14 protein-coding genes and 2 tRNA genes are annotated in these 16,287 nt (G+C 70.7%); 6 read left to right on the top strand and 10 right to left on the bottom strand.

The genetic code is table 11. The annotated features are described in order from the left end of the window. Both hisN and ABTZ58_RS20750 read left to right on the top strand, forming a co-directional pair. On the top strand, positions 1-801 hold the full coding sequence (gene hisN / locus ABTZ58_RS20755; protein ID WP_309095376.1) for a histidinol-phosphatase: 801 nt from the start codon (positions 1-3) through the stop codon (positions 799-801). Positions 802-911: 110 nt separating this feature from the next. Then, the gene (locus ABTZ58_RS20750; RefSeq protein WP_309095377.1) at positions 912-1,304 is read left to right on the top strand and encodes a CBS domain-containing protein; all 393 of its coding nucleotides are present in this window, start codon (positions 912-914) and stop codon (positions 1,302-1,304) included. 81 nt (positions 1,305-1,385) lie between these two features. On the opposite strand, the gene ABTZ58_RS20745 is transcribed toward ABTZ58_RS20750, so the two are convergent. Next, on the bottom strand, positions 1,386-2,912 hold the full coding sequence (locus tag ABTZ58_RS20745; protein WP_351358476.1) for a catalase: 1,527 nt from the start codon (positions 2,910-2,912) through the stop codon (positions 1,386-1,388). A gap of 73 nt (positions 2,913-2,985) precedes the next feature. On the opposite strand from ABTZ58_RS20745, the gene ABTZ58_RS20740 reads away from it, so the two are divergent. After that, a complete protein-coding gene (locus ABTZ58_RS20740; protein WP_309095379.1) occupies positions 2,986-3,402 on the top strand; it encodes a Fur family transcriptional regulator in 417 nt (138 codons plus the stop codon). Between the two features lie 124 nt (positions 3,403-3,526). On the opposite strand, the gene ABTZ58_RS20735 is transcribed toward ABTZ58_RS20740, so the two are convergent. The 4 genes from ABTZ58_RS20735 to ABTZ58_RS20720 form a co-directional block, all read right to left on the bottom strand. Next, a tRNA-Met gene (locus tag ABTZ58_RS20735) sits at positions 3,527-3,600 on the bottom strand. Positions 3,601-4,089: 489 nt separating this feature from the next. Then, on the bottom strand, positions 4,090-5,913 hold the full coding sequence (locus tag ABTZ58_RS20730) for a tetratricopeptide repeat protein (RefSeq protein WP_351358472.1): 1,824 nt from the start codon (positions 5,911-5,913) through the stop codon (positions 4,090-4,092). 234 nt (positions 5,914-6,147) lie between these two features. Then, positions 6,148-6,221, bottom strand: a tRNA-Met gene (locus ABTZ58_RS20725). 56 nt (positions 6,222-6,277) lie between these two features. After that, on the bottom strand, positions 6,278-9,205 hold the full coding sequence (locus tag ABTZ58_RS20720) for a UPF0182 family membrane protein (protein ID WP_351358539.1): 2,928 nt from the start codon (positions 9,203-9,205) through the stop codon (positions 6,278-6,280). 162 nt (positions 9,206-9,367) lie between these two features. Here ABTZ58_RS20720 and ABTZ58_RS20715 point away from each other — a divergent pair, with 162 nt between their 5' ends. Further along, positions 9,368-9,910, top strand: coding sequence for a PPA1309 family protein (locus ABTZ58_RS20715; RefSeq protein ID WP_351358469.1), 543 nt, complete (start codon positions 9,368-9,370; stop codon positions 9,908-9,910). A 53-nt stretch (positions 9,911-9,963) separates the two neighbouring features. Here ABTZ58_RS20715 and ABTZ58_RS20710 read toward each other — a convergent pair whose 3' ends face one another. The 4 genes from ABTZ58_RS20710 to ABTZ58_RS20695 form a co-directional block, all read right to left on the bottom strand. Beyond that, positions 9,964-11,055 (bottom strand): YlbL family protein, encoded by a 1,092-nt coding sequence (locus ABTZ58_RS20710; RefSeq protein WP_351358466.1) that lies wholly within the window; start codon positions 11,053-11,055, stop codon positions 9,964-9,966. A 101-nt stretch (positions 11,056-11,156) separates the two neighbouring features. Continuing rightward, positions 11,157-11,321, bottom strand: coding sequence for a hypothetical protein (locus tag ABTZ58_RS20705; RefSeq protein WP_309095383.1), 165 nt, complete (start codon positions 11,319-11,321; stop codon positions 11,157-11,159). Between the two features lie 116 nt (positions 11,322-11,437). Then, a complete protein-coding gene (locus tag ABTZ58_RS20700) occupies positions 11,438-11,899 on the bottom strand; it encodes a molybdenum cofactor biosynthesis protein MoaE (RefSeq protein ID WP_094057152.1) in 462 nt (153 codons plus the stop codon). Positions 11,900-12,032: 133 nt separating this feature from the next. Continuing rightward, positions 12,033-13,154, bottom strand: a complete 1,122-nt coding sequence (locus ABTZ58_RS20695; RefSeq protein ID WP_351358462.1) for an SDR family oxidoreductase — start codon at positions 13,152-13,154, stop codon at positions 12,033-12,035. A 192-nt stretch (positions 13,155-13,346) separates the two neighbouring features. Here ABTZ58_RS20695 and ABTZ58_RS20690 point away from each other — a divergent pair, with 192 nt between their 5' ends. Both ABTZ58_RS20690 and ABTZ58_RS20685 read left to right on the top strand, forming a co-directional pair. Then, on the top strand, positions 13,347-14,798 hold the full coding sequence (locus ABTZ58_RS20690) for a zinc-dependent metalloprotease (RefSeq protein WP_351358459.1): 1,452 nt from the start codon (positions 13,347-13,349) through the stop codon (positions 14,796-14,798). Further along, positions 14,795-15,322 carry an NUDIX hydrolase gene (locus tag ABTZ58_RS20685; RefSeq protein ID WP_351358456.1) on the top strand — a complete coding sequence of 176 codons (528 nt, stop codon included), beginning with the start codon at positions 14,795-14,797 and terminating at the stop codon, positions 15,320-15,322. The genes ABTZ58_RS20690 and ABTZ58_RS20685 overlap by 4 nt, the downstream gene beginning before the upstream one ends. A gap of 205 nt (positions 15,323-15,527) precedes the next feature. Here ABTZ58_RS20685 and ABTZ58_RS20680 read toward each other — a convergent pair whose 3' ends face one another. Continuing rightward, positions 15,528-16,283 (bottom strand): AIM24 family protein, encoded by a 756-nt coding sequence (locus ABTZ58_RS20680; RefSeq protein ID WP_351358453.1) that lies wholly within the window; start codon positions 16,281-16,283, stop codon positions 15,528-15,530. Between the last annotated feature and the right edge of the window lie 4 nt (positions 16,284-16,287).

Raw genomic sequence — 16,287 nt, 5'->3', positions numbered from 1 at the left:
ATGCCCGACTACCTCGACGACCTGCGCCTCGCTCACGTCCTGGCGGACGCCGCGGACGCCGCGACGACGGACCGGTTCAAGGCCCTCGACCTCAAGGTGGAGACCAAACCGGACATGACACCGGTGAGCGAGGCGGACAAGGCCGCGGAAGAGCTCATCCGCGGCCAGCTCCAGCGCGCCCGGCCCCGGGACGCGATCCTCGGCGAGGAGTACGGCGTGGAGGGCACCGGCCCGCGCCGCTGGGTGATCGACCCGATCGACGGCACCAAGAACTACGTCCGCGGCGTCCCCGTCTGGGCCACGCTCATCTCCCTCATGGAGGCCGGCGAGGGCGGCTTCCAGCCGGTCGTCGGGGTCGTCTCCGCCCCCGCGCTGGGCCGCCGCTGGTGGGCCGCGAAGGGCCACGGCGCCTTCAGCGGGCGCTCCCTCACCAAGGCCTCCCGGCTGCACGTCTCCCGCGTCTCCAAGCTCTCCGACGCCTCCTTCGCGTACTCCTCGCTCAGCGGCTGGGAGGAGCAGGGCCGCCTGGACGGCTTCCTGGACCTGACCCGCGAGGTGTGGCGCACGCGCGCGTACGGCGACTTCTGGCCGTACATGATGGTCGCCGAGGGCTCGATCGACATGTGCGCCGAGCCGGAGCTCTCACTGTGGGACATGGCCGCGAACGCGATCATCGTCACCGAGGCCGGCGGCACCTTCACGGGCCTGGACGCCCGCCCGGGCCCGCACAGCGGCAACGCGGCCGCGTCGAACGGCCTGCTCCACGACGAGTTGCTCGGATACCTCAACCAGCGTTACTGACCGCCCTCTTGTTGACCCTCCCTTTGCCTGCCACTCTGGGAGTCCCCCCACTTGTGAACTTGTGAAAAGTGGAACAAAGGCGGGGACACTCCCAGGAGGTGGCTCCATCCATGCTCGTCCGTGACGCCATGAGCACCGTCGTCCTCACCATCGGCCCGGCCCACACCCTGCGCCAGGCCGCCGCGCTGATGTCCGCCCGGAAGGTCGGCGCGGCCATCGTCCTCGACCCTGACGCCGGCGGCATCGGCATCCTCACCGAACGCGACATCCTCAACTCCGTGGGCCGCGGCCAGGACCCGGACACCGAGCGCGCCCACGCCCACACCACCAACGACGTCGTGTTCGCGACCCCGACCTGGACCCTGGAGGAGGCGGCCGGCGCGATGGCGCACGGTGGCTTCCGTCATCTCATCGTGCTGGACCGCGACGAGCCCGCCGGCGTCGTCTCGGTCCGCGACATCATCCGCTGCTGGGCACCGGCACGTCAGCAGGTGCCCGCCTGACGGCACGGGAGCACACGAACGGGCCGGGCCCCCTCGGGGGACCCGGCCCGTCCACTACCGCAAGCGGTCCAGTGCTGGAGTTCAGCCGCGCAGGGCCTGGACCGCGACCTCCAGCCGCTTGCCGTAGTCTCCGTCGGCCCGACGGAAGTTGTCGATCGCCCGCTCGACGATGTCGTCGCGCGAGACCTTGGCGATGAAGCCCGCCAGGTTGGCGATCAGGCGCTCCTTCTCGTCCTCCGACATCAGCCGGTAGAGGTTGCCCGCCTGGACGAAGTCGTCGTCCTCGGCGTGGACGGGAGCCGGGTGGTTGCCCGTGGCGCCGCTCACGGCCGTGGCGGACCACAGCGGACGGTCCGTCTGGAACGGTCCGCCGAAGCTGTTCGGCTCGTAGTTCTTCGCTCCCCCGTGACGGCCGTCGTAGAGGTACCCGTCCCGCGAGTTGGTGCGCGCCACGGTGGCGTGCGGGCGGTTCACCGGCAGGTGGTCGGCGTTGATGCCGACGCGGTAGCGGTGGGCGTCGCCGTACGCGAAGAGGCGGCCCTGGAGCATCTTGTCCGGGGACGGGCCGATGCCCGGCACGAAGTGGGCGGGGCTGAAGATCGACTGCTCGACCTCGGCGAAGATGTTCTCCGGGTTGCGGTTGAGCTCCAGCCTGCCGATCTCGACGACCGGGTAGTCCGCGTGCGGCCACACCTTGGTCAGGTCGAACGGGTTGAAGCGGTACGTCGCCGCCTCGGCGACGGGCATGATCTGCACGCCGACGGTCCAGCTCGGGTACTCGCCGCGCTCGATGGCCTCGCGCAGGTCACGCTGGTGGGAGTCGGGGTCCTCACCGGCGAGCCGGGCGGCCTCCGCGCTGGTCAGGTTCTTGATGCCCTGGTCGGTCTTGAAGTGGTACTTCACCCAGAAGGCCTCGCCGGCCGCGTTGCTCCACTGGAAGGTGTGCGAGCCGAAGCCGTCCATGTGGCGGTAGGAGGCCGGGATGCCCCGGTCGCCGAACAGCCAGGTCACCTGGTGCGTGGATTCGGGCGACAGGCTCCAGAAGTCCCAGACGTTGTCCGCCTCGGTCGAGCCGGTGTACGGGTCGCGCTTCTGGGTGTGGATGAAGTCGGGGAACTTGATGGCGTCCTTGATGAAGAACACCGGGGTGTTGTTGCCGACGAGGTCGTAGTTGCCCTCCTCGGTGTAGAACTTCAGCGCGAAGCCGCGCGGGTCGCGGACGGCGTCCGCCGCGCCCAGGTTGCCGGCCACCGTCGAGAAGCGCAGGAAGACCTCGGTCTGCTTGCCGATCTCGGAGAGGAACGCGGCACGCGTGTACGGCGTGACGTCGGCGGTCACCGTGAAGGTGCCGTAGGCGCCGGCACCGCGCGCGTGCACCACGCGCTCCGGGATCCGCTCGCGGTTGAAGTGGGCGAGCTTCTCCAGCAGGAGCTGGTCCTGAACGAGCACCGGGCCACCGACGCCCGCGGTCTCGCTGTTCTGATTCGCGGCGACCGGAGCCCCGGCCTCCGTCGTAAGCGGTCCCTGCGTCGTCACGTGCGCCTCCTGCACCGTTCCTGGCCAAACCTGTCCCTTGGCCAAAGCCGTTCTCGATCCTACAATAGACATTGTCTAAAGCAAGTGAGACTCTAATCTCACACCTGTTCGGGACCTGGTCCCCTTAGCTGTTAGGCTGGTGGCCATGAGTGACCTTCTGGAACGCCTGCGCGGGCGCGGATGGCGGATGACCGCGCAGCGGCGCGTCGTGGCCGAGGTCCTCGACGGCGAACACGTCCATCTGACGGCCGACGAGGTCCACGCCCGGGCCGTCGCCAAGCTGCCCGAGATCTCCCGGGCGACCGTCTACAACACGCTCGGTGAGCTCGTGACCCTGGGCGAGGTGCTGGAGGTCTCGACCGATCAGCGCGCCAAGCGGTACGACCCGAACGCTCACCGGCCGCACCACCACCTGGTCTGCGCCCAGTGCGGCGCGATCCGCGACGTGCACCCCGTCGGCAACCCCCTGGCGGATCTTCCCGACTCCGAGCGCTTCGGCTTCACGGTCTCGGACGTCGAGGTGACGTACCGCGGCGTCTGTCCGAACTGCGCGGCCGCCTAGCCCGGCCCACGCGAAAGCCCCGGCACCGATGGTGCCGGGGCTTTCCGCTGCGCACGCGGTCCGCTGGAGCCCTGGGAAACACCGAGGGCCGGAACCCTTTCGGATTCCGGCCCTCGGCCTTCAGTAGCGGGGACAGGATTTGAACCTGCGACCTCTGGGTTATGAGCCCAGCGAGCTACCGAGCTGCTCCACCCCGCGTCGGTGAATGCAACGTTACGTCAATGACGAGGGCAGATGCAAATCGCTTAACGCCGGCGCCGCCAGTGACACTGCCGATCACGAGGAAGGGAGCCTCCAGGGGCCGTCCGGACCCCCGCTCGACCCTGGGACGCCCTGGGACGAACCCCGACCAGCCCGCAAGCCGCCCGACCCCACGCCGACGGCCCTCGCCGGAGCACGCCTCCCCGCCGAGCCACCCCGCGGCCGTGCCGAGACGAAACCGCCGCGTCAGGCGGCCCTCAGCCCCGGGACGAACGCCTGCCGCCCTCAGCGACGACCGGCCAGAACCACCACTCACCCCAGGACCAGCCCCAACCGGCCCGCAAGCCACCCGACCCCACGCCGACCGCTCCCACCGGAGCACGCCTACCAGCCCAGCCGCCCCGCGGCCCTGCCAAAGCGGCCGCCGCTCCAGGCGGCCTCAGCCCCGGGACGAACGCCGAGCGCCCCGCAAGCCGCCGCCCCGCTTCACGCCGACAGTTCCTGCCGGAGTGCGTCGCGCAGCCGAGCCGCTCGTTCCGCCACCGACCCCGGGCCCAGGGACACGGCCCGGTCGGCCCACCGCTGCCCCTCCGCCAGCTCGCCCCGACGCGCGTAGACCAGGGCCAGCCGCAACGCGGCCCGCCCGTGCCCGGCGTCGGCCGCCCGTGTCCACCACACGACCGCCTCGGGCTCGCTCCCCTCCCGGGCCAGCAGCAGCCCGAGATTGAACGCGCCGTTGCGGGACCCGGCCTCGGCCGCCTCCCGGTACCACCGGGCCGCCTCGACGACGTCCCCCCGGGCCGCCGCCAGCATGCCGACCCGCACCTGGGCCCGCCGATGCCCCTGGGACGCCGCCCGCTCGTACCACTCCTCGCACTCGCTGCGCAGGTGCACCGGCTCGCCGAGCTCGTGCGCCGGCTCCGGCGGCCGCCGCGCGTCGAGCACGGTCGCCAGCCGGTACGCGGCCTCGGCGCTCCCGCCCCCGGCCGCACACCGCAGGTACCGCTCGGCCTCCTGCTCGTCGCCGTCCCGCAGCCGCGCGATGCCGACCTGCAGCGCCGCCTCGGTGTGCCCGGCGGCGGCGGCCCGCTCGTACCAGCGCAGCGCGGCCTCCTCCTCACCCCGCCCGGCGTGCAGGATGCCCAGGTTGAACGCGGCGTCCACGCTCCCGGCCTCCGCGGCCTTGGAGAACCACGGCTCCGCACCCGTCTCGTCCCCGCCCCGCAGCAGCAGGATCGCCAGCGCGTTGGCGGCCTCCCGGTGCCCGGCGTAGGCCGCGCGCCGGTACCACTGCTCGGCCTGCGCGGTGCGCCCCTGCTCGGCGCAGAGCAGCCCGAGGTTGTACGCGCCGTTCACGTCGCCCGCGTCCATCGCGGCCCGGTACCACCGCTCGGCGGTCTGGGTCTCGCCCCGCTCGGCGTGCAGCGCGCCCAGCGCGTTCGCCGCGTTGCCGTCGCCGTCCTGCGCGGCCCGCAACCACCACACGGCGGCGTTCTCCGTGTCGCCCGCGTCGCGCAGCAGGAACCCGAGCGCGCAGGCGGCCCGCGCCTCGCCGTCCTTGGCGGACGTCAGGTACCAGCGCCCGGCCTCCTTGAGCTCGCCGCGCCGCTCCAGGATCGACCCCAGGTGCAGGGCGGCCCGCCGGTGCCCGCGCGCGGCGGCCTGCCGGTACCACTGCTCGGCCTCCTCGGGCGCCTGGACGCCGCTGTCGCCGTCGGTCTCCCGCGCCGTCCTGCGGTCCAGGGCCCGGGCCAGCCGGTACGCGGCCTCGCGATGCCCGCGCTCGGCCGCCACGCGCATCCACTGCTCGGCCGCGGCGTCCCCACGGTGCTCCAGCAGGTCGGCGAGGGCGTACGCGCCCAGGGTGTGGCCCTGTTCGGCGGACTGGCGCAGCCAGTACTCGGCGGCGGGCTCGTCGCCGCGCTCGCGGTGGTGCCGGCCGAGGGCGTGCGCGGCCGCGGCCGATCCCGCGACGGCGGCGATCCGCCACCAGCCGGCGGCCTCGTCGGCGTAGCCGCGCTGGTGGAGCAGGACGCCCAGGTTGTTGGCCGCGGCCCGGTCGCCCGCGGCGGTGGCGGCACGCAGATGAGGTTCGGCACCGTCGAGATCACCGCGGCGCAGCAGCATGGCCCCGAGGACACTCATCGCCTCGATGTCGCCGGCCTCCGCGGCGAGCCGCTGACGCAGCTCTTCGGCCGCCTCGTCGGCGAGTTCCCCGGTCTCGTCCGGGGTCTCGGTGTCCTCCCGGGTGGAAGGTTGCACAAAACGCCCTGTCTCGAACAGAGTTGCCTTGTCCCCCATAACGTCCATCGTCGCACCACCTGCAACCTGGGTACACCTGGTATACCGCAGCCAGTGAGGTCACTACAGCGTTTTGTCGACATGCCCACAGAACGACAAGTCAAACACAGAACGCCCAACTCCCCCCGGCGGCGCGGCCGCAGCGCGCACCCATACATGCGTTCACACATCACGAAGGCCCGGATTCCACTGTGGAATCCGGGCCTTCGTGGCCGCGCCGTCACTCGGACATCGCGACTTCAGTAGCGGGGACAGGATTTGAACCTGCGACCTCTGGGTTATGAGCCCAGCGAGCTACCGAGCTGCTCCACCCCGCGCCGTTGTGTTCACAACCGTATCACGGCGCGGGACGGGCATTTCACCAGGCCAGGGCCTAACTGCTCGGCTTGGGGCTCGGGCTGCCGCTGGGCTTGCTCTCGCCGCCCCCGGCGCCTCCGCCTCCGCGGCTCGCCTCGGCCTGGGCGTCCTCGGCCCGCTGCAGCGCGTCCTCCAGGTCCTCCTGCGCCCGGCCGTACGCCTCCCAGTCGTTCTCCTTCAGGGCCTCCTGGCCGGCGTCGAACGCCTTCTGGGCGTCCTCCAAGGCCTGTTGGACCGTCGGGTTCTCGGACGTCGGCGGAGGCGGCGTGTCCCCCTCCTCCGGCGGCTCGGGAGTCGCGCCCTCCGCTCCGAAGACCTTGTTGAGGGCCTCGTCGAGCGTGTTCTCGAAGGCGGTCTGGCCTCCGTAGGTGACCAGCACCTTGCGCAGCAGCGGGTACTTCAGTCCGCCACCGCGGACGTAGACCGGCTCCACGTACAGCAGTCCGCCGTCCAGCGGCACCGTCAGCAGGTTGCCGTACTCGACTTCGGAGTCGCCGCCTCTCAAGAGCCTGATGGACTCGGCGATGTCCTCTTGGGAGTTGAACTGGCTCTGGACCTGCTTGGGCCCGTTCACCGTGGTGTTCGTCGGCAGTTTCAGGATTCTGATCTTGCCGTAGTCGGACGTGCCCGCCTCCGCGTCGACCGCCATGAACGCGCTGAGGTTGTCCCGGCCGTTGGGCGTGAAGGTCGTCGTCAGGGAGAACGCCTGCGCCTTCTGGTCGGGCATCTTCATGCTCAGGTAGTACGGCGGCACCGCGTTGCCCGACCGGTTCGTCGGGTCGTCCGGCACCTGCCAGACCTCGCTGCCGCTGAGGAACGTCGTCGCGTCCTTCACGTGGTAGCGCGTGAGCAGCTCCCGCTGGACCTTGAACAGGTCCTGGGGGTAGCGCAGGTGGTCCATCAGCGACTTGGAGATGTCGCTCTTGGGCTCCACCGTGTCCGGGAAGGCCTTCATCCAGGTCTTGAGGACCGGGTCCTTCGTGTCCCACTGGAAGAGCTTGACCTCGCCGGTGTACGCGTCGACGGTCGCCTTCACCGAGTTGCGGATGTAGTTGACCTGGTTCTGCTGGGCCACCACCGCACGGTTGTCGTTGGTGGCGGTCAGCGAGTCGGCGGTCGTGTCACCGAGGGTCGTGCGCGAGGAGTACGGGTAGCCGTTCGTCGTCGTGTAGGCGTCGACGATCCACTGGATCCGGCCGTCCACGACCGCCGGGTAGGCGTCGCCGTCGATGGTCAGCCACGGGGCGACCGCCTCGACGCGCTCCTTGGGCGTGCGGTTGTACAGGATCCGCGAACCCTCGCCGATGGCGCCGGAGTAGAGGATCTGCGGCTCGCCGAACGCCACCGCGTACGCGGCCCGGTTGACCGGGTTGGAGAGGTTGACCCCGCTGTCGCCCTTGTAGCTGGTGGTCTTCTCGCCGTTGTCGTCGGAGTAGTCGATCTCCTTCTGGGGACCGCCGACGATCGAGTACGTGTCGGTCTTCTCGCCGTAGTAGATCCGCTGCTCGTAGGTACCGAGGTCGCCCTCGGAGGGCAGGTCGGACTCCGTGAAGTTCGGACGGCCCTGGGCGTCGGCGCTGGTGCCCTCGGCGGCGACCACTCCGAACCCGTGGGTGTACCGGAAGTGGTTGTTGATCCAGTTCTTCTTCGGGATGCCCGCGAGGTTCAGCTCACGCAGGCCGATGACCGTGTCCTGCTCCTTGCCGTCCTTGGCGTAGCGGTCGACGTCCAGGTTGTTCGGGAACGCGTAGTAGTTCCTGATCTGCTGGAGCTGCTGGAACGTCGGCGAGACGATGTTCGGGTCCATGATCCGGATGCTCGCCGTGGCGTCGACGTCGTCGCGGAGCCTGGTCTTGTCCTCGGTCGTGCTCGTACCCGTGTAGTCGGTGACCTTGGTGCCGTCGATGCCGTAGGCCTTGCGCGTCGCCTCGAGGTTCTTCTCGACGTACGGCGCCTCCTTGGCCTGCTCGTTCGGCTGGACCTGGAACTTCTGCACGATCGCCGGGTAGAGCCCGCCGATGAGGATGGCGGAGAGCACCATCAGGCCGAAGCCGATCACGGGCAGCTGCCAGGTGCGCCGCCACAGGGTGGCGAAGAACAGCAGCGCGCAGATGACGGCGATGCAGAACAGGATCGTCTTGGCCGGCAGGTAGGCGTTGGCGTCGACGTACCGCAGGCCGGTCCAGTTGTCGGTCGCCCGGAAGTCGCTGGACTTCACCGCGAGCCCGTACCGGTCGAGCCAGTAGGCGACCGCCTTCAGGGCCACGAAGATCCCGATGAGCACGGACAGGTGCCCGGTGGCCGCGGCCGTGGCGCGCGCACCGGGGCTGGTGACGCGCAGCCCGCCGTAGAGGTAGTGGGTGAGCGCGGCGGCGATCACGGAGAGGATCGCGGCGGCGAAGCCGAAGCCGAGCAGGAACCGGTACCAGGGCAGGTCGAAGGCGTAGAAGGAGACGTCCAGCTTGAACTGGGGGTCCTTCTGTCCGAAGGACACGCCGTTGACCCACATCAGCCATGTGCGCCACTGGCCGGACGCGGAGGCGCCGGCGATCAGGCCCACCAGGGAGGTGATCCCGAGGAGCAGCCACTTCTTGTAGGGCGCGATGCTCATGCGGTACCGGTCGAGGTTCTGCTGCTCCATCGACATGGCACTCAGCGGCGGCCGCAGCCGGTGCGCCAGCCAGATGTTGACGCCGACCGCGACGGCCATGAGCAGGCCGAAGACGAAGAAGAGTCCGATCTTGGTCCACAGGGTGGTGGTGAAGACCGAGGAGTAGTTCACCGACCGGTACCAGAGCCAGTCCGTCCAAAACCCCGCGAACATGGTGAACGCCATGCCGAGGACGGCCAGGACGCCCAGCGTCATGAGCAGGGTCCGGACGCGCCGGGACGGGCGGCCCACTCTCATCCGCGGCCCTGTCGGGCCTCCGCCGCGGTCCGGCATCTGGAAAGCCAAGGTGCGCACCTCGAAGTTCGCTGTCGATTCGTCGGGCCCGCGTCTCACGGGCCGTCCGTGGCCCCCGTGATCGTGGGCCCCCACCTATGCAACTTACTCACCGTTTACTCGGTTCCCGATTCCGGCCAGGAACGAGAGAGGATTGTGACCATGTCCAACACTCCCATGGCTGCGAACCCGCTCACCCGGGCCGTGCTCGAGATCGACGAGTACGTCTCCGGCCTCGGCTGGGACCAGCCGGCCCGCCTTTTCGCCCTCGTCGACACCGCACGGCTGCGAGCCGAACAGCCCTCGCTCGCGGACCGGCTCGGTCTGGGCGAGGAGCCGGAGAACTCCGGCCTCACCCCGATCGAGCAGGACGAGGTTCCAACGGGCAAGCCGCTCGACGAGTTCCTCGCCACCATCGCCTGGCCCGACGCGGTTTCCGGCTGCGCCCTCGCCGTGGAGCGCCTGATGCTGCCCCCGTCCGCCGAGGCCCAGGTCCCGAAGGATCTGAGCGGGGCGGCGCTGACGAAGTGGGTGGCGGAGCACCCGGACCGTCAGGAGGTCCGGATGACGGTCGGGGTGCTGCGCGACGGCACCCGCGACTCGGCCCTGAGGCTGCGCGAGAAGGACTCGCCGACCGAGGTGCTGACCGGCTCCGACCTGGTGCCGGGCCTGGCGGAGGCGCTGTCCGCGACCTTCGAGGACTAGCCCGCGGGCTTCGGGGCCCGGACCGCCGGGCCCCTTTCGGCTGCTTACCGCACCTACTTACCGCACCGCGGAAGGTCCGCGGTGTCGCCGCCGCGGATGTCCTTCAGGGCACCGAGGGCGTCCCGGATGGTGTCCACCTTGACGAGGGTGAGGCCTTCCGGGGTGTCCTTGGCGGCGGCCGCGCAGTTGTCGGCGGGCGTCAGGAAGTACTGGGCGCCCTTCGCCCGCGCGCCGACGGTCTTCATCTCGATGCCGCCGATCGGGCCGACCTTGCCCGCGTCGTCGATCGTGCCGGTGCCGGCCACGAACGTGCCGCCGGTCAGGCTGCCCGGCGTGAGCTTGTCGTAGATGCCGAGCGCGAACATCAGACCGGCGCTCGGTCCGCCGACGTCGGCCAGCTTGATGTCGATGGTGAACGGGAACGTGTGATCGGTTCCGGCGGAGATGCCGACGATGGCGCGCTTCTCACCCGCGTCGTCGGACGTCGTGCTGGTGATCGTGATGTCCTCGGTCCTGGTCGGCGTCCGCTTCTCCTTCTCGGCGGCGGCCTGTTCCTTGGCGGGCACGATGGTGAAGCGGACGTCCTGGCCGGGCTTGTGCTTCGTGACCAGCTTCGCGACGTCGGCCGGCTGCTTGACCGCCGTACCGTCGACGGCCTTGATCACGTCCCCGGCGTGCAGCTTGTTCTCGGCCGGGGACCCCTTGACGACCGTGGAGACGATCACCCACGACTTCACCGGGACGTCGAGCTCCTTCAGGGCGGCGACCTTGGCGCTCTCCTGGGACTGGCTGAACTCCTCGGCGTTCTCCTGGGTGGACTGCTCCTCGGTCTTGCCGTCCGGGTAGAGCGTCTCGTGCGGCACGACCTTGTTGTCGTGCGCGAGCCAGCCGTAGACGGCCTCGACCAGGTTCATCCGGTAGTCGGCGCTCGTGACCCGGACCGTGGTCATGTTCAGATGGCCGGTCGTCGCATACGTCTTCCGCCCCGCGATCTGCAGCACCGGCTCGCCGTCGTGATCGCCGAGCGTGTTCACCGTCGGCCCCGGGGACATCTCCGAGTACGGCACGGGGATGAACACTCCCGCGCACAACAGCGCGATCAGCATCAGGGTGGAGGCGAGCATCGTCGCAGTGCGGCGTGGCATGACTCGACAGTACGGGACGGTCCTGTCAGCGCACCGTCAGGGCCGCCCGTACGGGGCGGCCCTACGCGCCAAGACGCTTGTGACCTGCTGTTTTCCGACCGTCAGGCACCCGGCCGGGGCTTCTCCATGGCCTCGCGGAAGCGGGCGTATCCGATGAGTTCCGGGCCGTCGCCACGGACCTTGCGGGTCCGGTTGGCCCAACTTCCCCACAGCCCCGCGCCGATCGCAGCCACAAGCGGAATCAGCAACCAGGCGAGCGCCGCCATGCCGACCTCCAACCCCATCGAGCGTCCGCGAACTGACTGATCAGCAGATTAACCATCCGCAGTGACAACGCTCACGCCGGGGGTGCGGTTACGCAACCGGAATTCGCCTTGCCGGATCAGCAGGCGCCGACCCACTCCTCGGTGCCGTCGGAGAACCGCTGGTGCTTCCAGATGGGGACCTCGTGCTTGAGGTCGTCGATGAGCTTGCGGCACGCCTCGAAGGCCTCTCCGCGATGCGGGCAGGAGACGGCGACGACCACGGCGAGGTCCCCGATCCGCAGGTCGCCCACGCGGTGCACGGCCGCCAGCGCCCGCACGGGGAACTCGGCGGCCACCTTCTCGGCGATCCGACGCATCTCGGCCTCCGCGCTGGGGTGGCAGGAATACCCCAGCTCCGCCACGTCGGCACCGCCGTCGTGGTTGCGCACGGTGCCGACGAAGAGCGCGGTGCCGCCGGACGCGTCGTCCCCGACGGCGCGGAACACCTCGTCCACGGACAGGGGCGTGTCCCGGATCCCGATCAGCTTGACGGGGTCCTGCGCGGCCCGCTCACCGGGGTGATCGCTCGTGGATGCCATGGCCCCATCGTGCCGCACGGGACCGACAGCACGAAATAGAGCCATCGACCGGCACGCGCGCGTGGAGGTTTGGAGTCTCCTACAGCGTTCCGCTGCCACGCGGGCGTCCCGCGGATCGCTGCAGGGGCGTCCCTCAGATCCGCCGCCGCGCCTTCCGGGCCCGCCGCACCACCGCCGCCGCGCCCAGCAGCGCCACCGTCGCGCCCGCGGCGCCCGCGGCCGTCGCGTCCTTGCGGCCCAGGCGCCGCCCGGCGACGGTGTGCCGCCCGGAGACCTCCTCCAGGAGTTCCGCGAGGACCTCCTCGTTGGTGTACCGCGGCCGCCACCCGGCGTCGTGCAGCCGGCTGCCGCTCACCACCCAGGGGTACATCGTGTAGGCCAGGTCCCCCGCGGGGGAGGGCGTGAGGCCGATCCGGTGCAGCCGTGCCGCCGCGCCCAGGGCGACCGCCGACGGCAGCTCCATCCGGCGGATCCCGCTGAGCTCCTCGACCTCCTCCTGCTCCAGCCACCCGTCGCACCCGACGGCGAGTTCCCCCTCGACCTTCTCCAGGACGGCGTACTCCAGCGCGCTGCACAGGTCCTCGACGTGGCAGAACTGCCACGCGGGCCGCGACCCGGCGACGACCAGCAGCCGGGGCGACTCGAAATACCTGGTCAGAGCCGTGTCGGTGCCGCCGACCAGGACGGCCGGCCGCACCACGGTGACGTTCAGTCCGGGGTGGGCCCGGGGTGCCCGCCGTGCCAGCCGCTCGATCTCCAGCAGGTCGCCGACGCCCGTGGCCTCCGCCGTGGCGCGCAGCTCCGCGTCCTCCGACAGCGGCAGTTCGTTGTCGGGCAGCGCCCCGTAGACCATCGACGAGGTGCACAGCACGACCCGGTGCACTCCGGCGGCCGCGGCGGCGGTCAGTACGGTCTGCGTCCCCCGGACGTTGTAGGCCGTTCGGGCGGCGGCGTCGGTCTCCAGGTCGAGGTCGAGCGCCAGGTGGACCACGACGTCGGCGCCGCGCAGCTTGTCCGCGATGGCCGGATCCCGTACGTCGAGGATGTGCCACTGCGCGGCGGCGCACTCACCACGCCGCTCGTCGATGGCCAGCACCTGTCTGACCTCGTCGGACGCCGCGAGCTGCTCGGTGAGCAGCGCGCCGACGCCGTACGCGGCGCCGGTGACCGCGACGACGGGGCCGCGCCCCGCGGGACTCGCGGAACTGGTTGACTGGTTTCGCGCTGCGCGAACCTGCGGATCTGGGGAACTCACCGGGCGTCTCCAGCGGTTGTCTTCAGTACGAGCGCGAGCGACGCGTGCGTACCAGGTGGCATCCATCCTGCCGCAGGCCGTCAGTCGGCGAAGCACCGAGGCCCGATCCGCCCCGGGTGTCTACGCTGGGTGGTGTTGTCGGGCAGCCGTGCCGCCGGAAAGAACCGGCGGCCCTACCAGCCGAGGAATCCCGTGAGTGACACCCCATTCGGATTCGGCCTTCCGCCGGAGGAGCCGGACGACGGCGACGAGGGCAAGAAGAAGGACCAGCAGAGCGGTGGTGGTCAGGGACCGGCCAACCCGTTCGGCTTCGGCGGCCTGCCCGGAGCCGGAGGCTTCGGCGGCGGCCCCGGTGGCCCCGGTGCGGACAATCCGTTCGCAGCCATGTTCGGCTCTCTCAACCCCAACGACCTGGGCGCCGCGTTCCAGCAGCTGGGCCAGATGCTCTCCTACGAGGGCGGCCCGGTGAACTGGGACATGGCCAAGCAGATCGCCCGCCAGACGGTCTCCCAGGGCTCCCCTGACGGCACCAAGGACGCCAGCGTCGGCCCCGCCGAGCGCCGGGCCGTCGAGGAGGCCGTCCGCCTGGCGGACCTGTGGCTCGACGACGCCACGTCCCTGCCGTCGGGCGCCGGCTCCGCCGTGGCCTGGAGCCGCGCGGAGTGGGTGGAGGCGACCCTGCCCGCCTGGAAGGAGCTCGTCGACCCGGTCGCCGAGCGCGTCGGCACCGCCATGGGCGACGTCCTGCCGGAGGAGATGCAGGCCATGGCCGGCCCGCTGATCGGCATGATGCGCTCGATGGGCGGCGCCATGTTCGGCACGCAGATCGGGCAGGCCGTCGGCGTGCTCGCGGGCGAGGTCGTCGGCTCGTCCGACATCGGCCTGCCGCTCGGTCCGGCCGGCAAGGCCGCGCTGCTGCCGGTGAACGTCGAGACGTTCGGCAAGGACCTGAGCGTCCCCCAGGAGGAGGTACGGCTGTACCTCGCCCTGCGCGAGGCGGCCCACCAGCGCCTCTTCGCGCACGTGCCGTGGCTGCGCTCGCACCTGTTCGGCGCGGTCGACGGCTACGCCCGCGGCATCAAGGTCGACACGGCCAAGCTGGAGGACGTGGTCGGCCAGTTCGACCCGCAGAACCCCGAGCAGCTGCAGGAAGCGCTCCAGCAGGGCATGTTCCAGCCCGAGGACACGCCCGAGCAGAAGGCCGCCCTGGCCCGTCTTGAGACCGCTCTGGCGCTCGTCGAGGGCTGGGTGGACGCGGTGGTCCACGCGGCGGCGAAGCCCCGGCTGGGGTCGGCGGACGCGCTGCGCGAGACGCTGCGCCGCCGCCGCGCCTCGGGTGGTCCGGCCGAGCAGACGTTCGCCACGCTGATCGGGCTCGAGCTGCGCCCGCGCCGCCTGCGGGACGCCTCCCGTCTGTGGGCCTCGCTCACCGATGCGCGCGGTGTCGACGGCCGGGACGCCCTGTGGCACCACCCGGACATGCTGCCGACGGCGACCGACCTGGACGATCCGGACGGCTTCGTGCACCGCGAGCAGATCGACTTCTCCGAGCTGGACAAGATGCTCGGCGAGGCGGCGGACAAGCCCGACCTGCGCAAGAAGGACGAGGGCGGGGACAAGGACAAGGGCGACGAGGCCGGGTGAGCCTGTACGACGACGCGGTCCTCGTACTGAAGGACTACGAGGACCAGCCCGAGCTGCGCCAGACCTACCTCGACCACCTGGCCGGTCACCCGGACGGCCTCTGGAAGGCCTGCCAGGCGGGCCACATCACGGCGAGCGCCCTGGTGATCGACCCCGTGGGCGGCCGGGTGCTGCTCACGCTGCACAGGAAGCTGAGGATGTGGCTGCAGATGGGCGGCCACTGCGAGCCCGGTGACGCCACCCTGGCGGCAGCGGCCCTGCGCGAGGCGACGGAGGAGTCCGGCGTCTCGGGGCTGACCCTGCTGCCGGGCGGCCCGGTACGCCTGGACCGGCATCCGATCCCGGCGCCGTGCCACTGGCACCTGGACGTCCAGTACGCCGTCGTGGCACCGCCCGATGCCGCGCACGCGGTCAGTGACGAGTCGCTCGACGTGCGCTGGTTCGGCTACGCGGAGGTGCCGGAGGTGGCGGACGACTCGGTCGTACGCCTGCTGCAGGCGACACGCGCGAGACTCGCGCCCTGAGAACGTGTAAGGAGCGGTGATGTAAGGAGCGGCGATGTAAGGAGCGGCCGCCCTTGTGGCCGCTCCTTACATGTGTTCCTGACCGCGGGGTGCGCGCCCCGTCAGGGGCGTGGACGACTGCGCGGCCGCCCACGGCCGGCCCGTGGCCGAGACCCCGCCGCACAAGAGCCGAACCCGATCGGCCGAACCGCGGAGCACGCAGCGCTCAGCTCCAGACGTTCCCCTGGTTCTGCCCCCGCGCCCCCTGCTGGCCCATGCCGTACTGCGCGGCGAGGCCCGAGCCGACCTGGGCGTTCTGCGGCGGCAGCAGCTCGCTGGGCTGGACCAGCGCGAAGCCGGAGCCCATGAAGCTCAGCTCCCAGCCCTCGCCGGTGTTGCCGCGGCGCCGCCACACCCCCGAGGAGTGCGTCTGGGCCTGCATCTGCACGCGCAGGCTGGTCGACCAGGCGACGATCGCGTCGGCGTCACAGTTGACGTACTTGTCGGGCGTCACCTGCAGCAGCAGCGGCATGCCCGAAGTCATCAGCGCGACCTTTCCCCGGCCGGAGATGTTGAGCTGGTACTTCCCCGAGCCGGAGATGCCGTAGAGGCTGTCCACGGCGATGACCTCGTGGTGCAGGGAGGAGTCCATCGCCAGCACGTAGCTGCTGTCGACGGTGAGGCCGTCCTGGTCCACGTCCATGACGTGGACGTGCTGCTTGAGGTTGGCGAGGTAGACCGTGCCCTGCCCGTGGCAGCGCATCAGGTCGAGGCCCTCACCCGTGTGCGCACGCGCGCGTGCCTGGCCGTTGCTCTGGTACTCGGCGTCGAACTCGACGAGCCCCTGGTAGGCGACCATGGTGCCCTTGCGGGCCAGGATGTCGTCATGGCCCTCCAGGGCGACGCGCAGCATCTGCTTGTTCTGCAGGCTCCAGCGTTCCTGAGTCTGCTGCTCGTTGTAGGCGAAAATCGGGCTCTGCATGGCG

It is taken from the genome of Streptomyces sp. NPDC094143, from assembly GCF_040303825.1.
In the GTDB taxonomy this organism is placed as follows: domain Bacteria; phylum Actinomycetota; class Actinomycetes; order Streptomycetales; family Streptomycetaceae; genus Streptomyces.
Note: the sequence above shows the minus strand (reverse complement) of the source record. Positions and strands in the feature narration are given on the sequence as shown.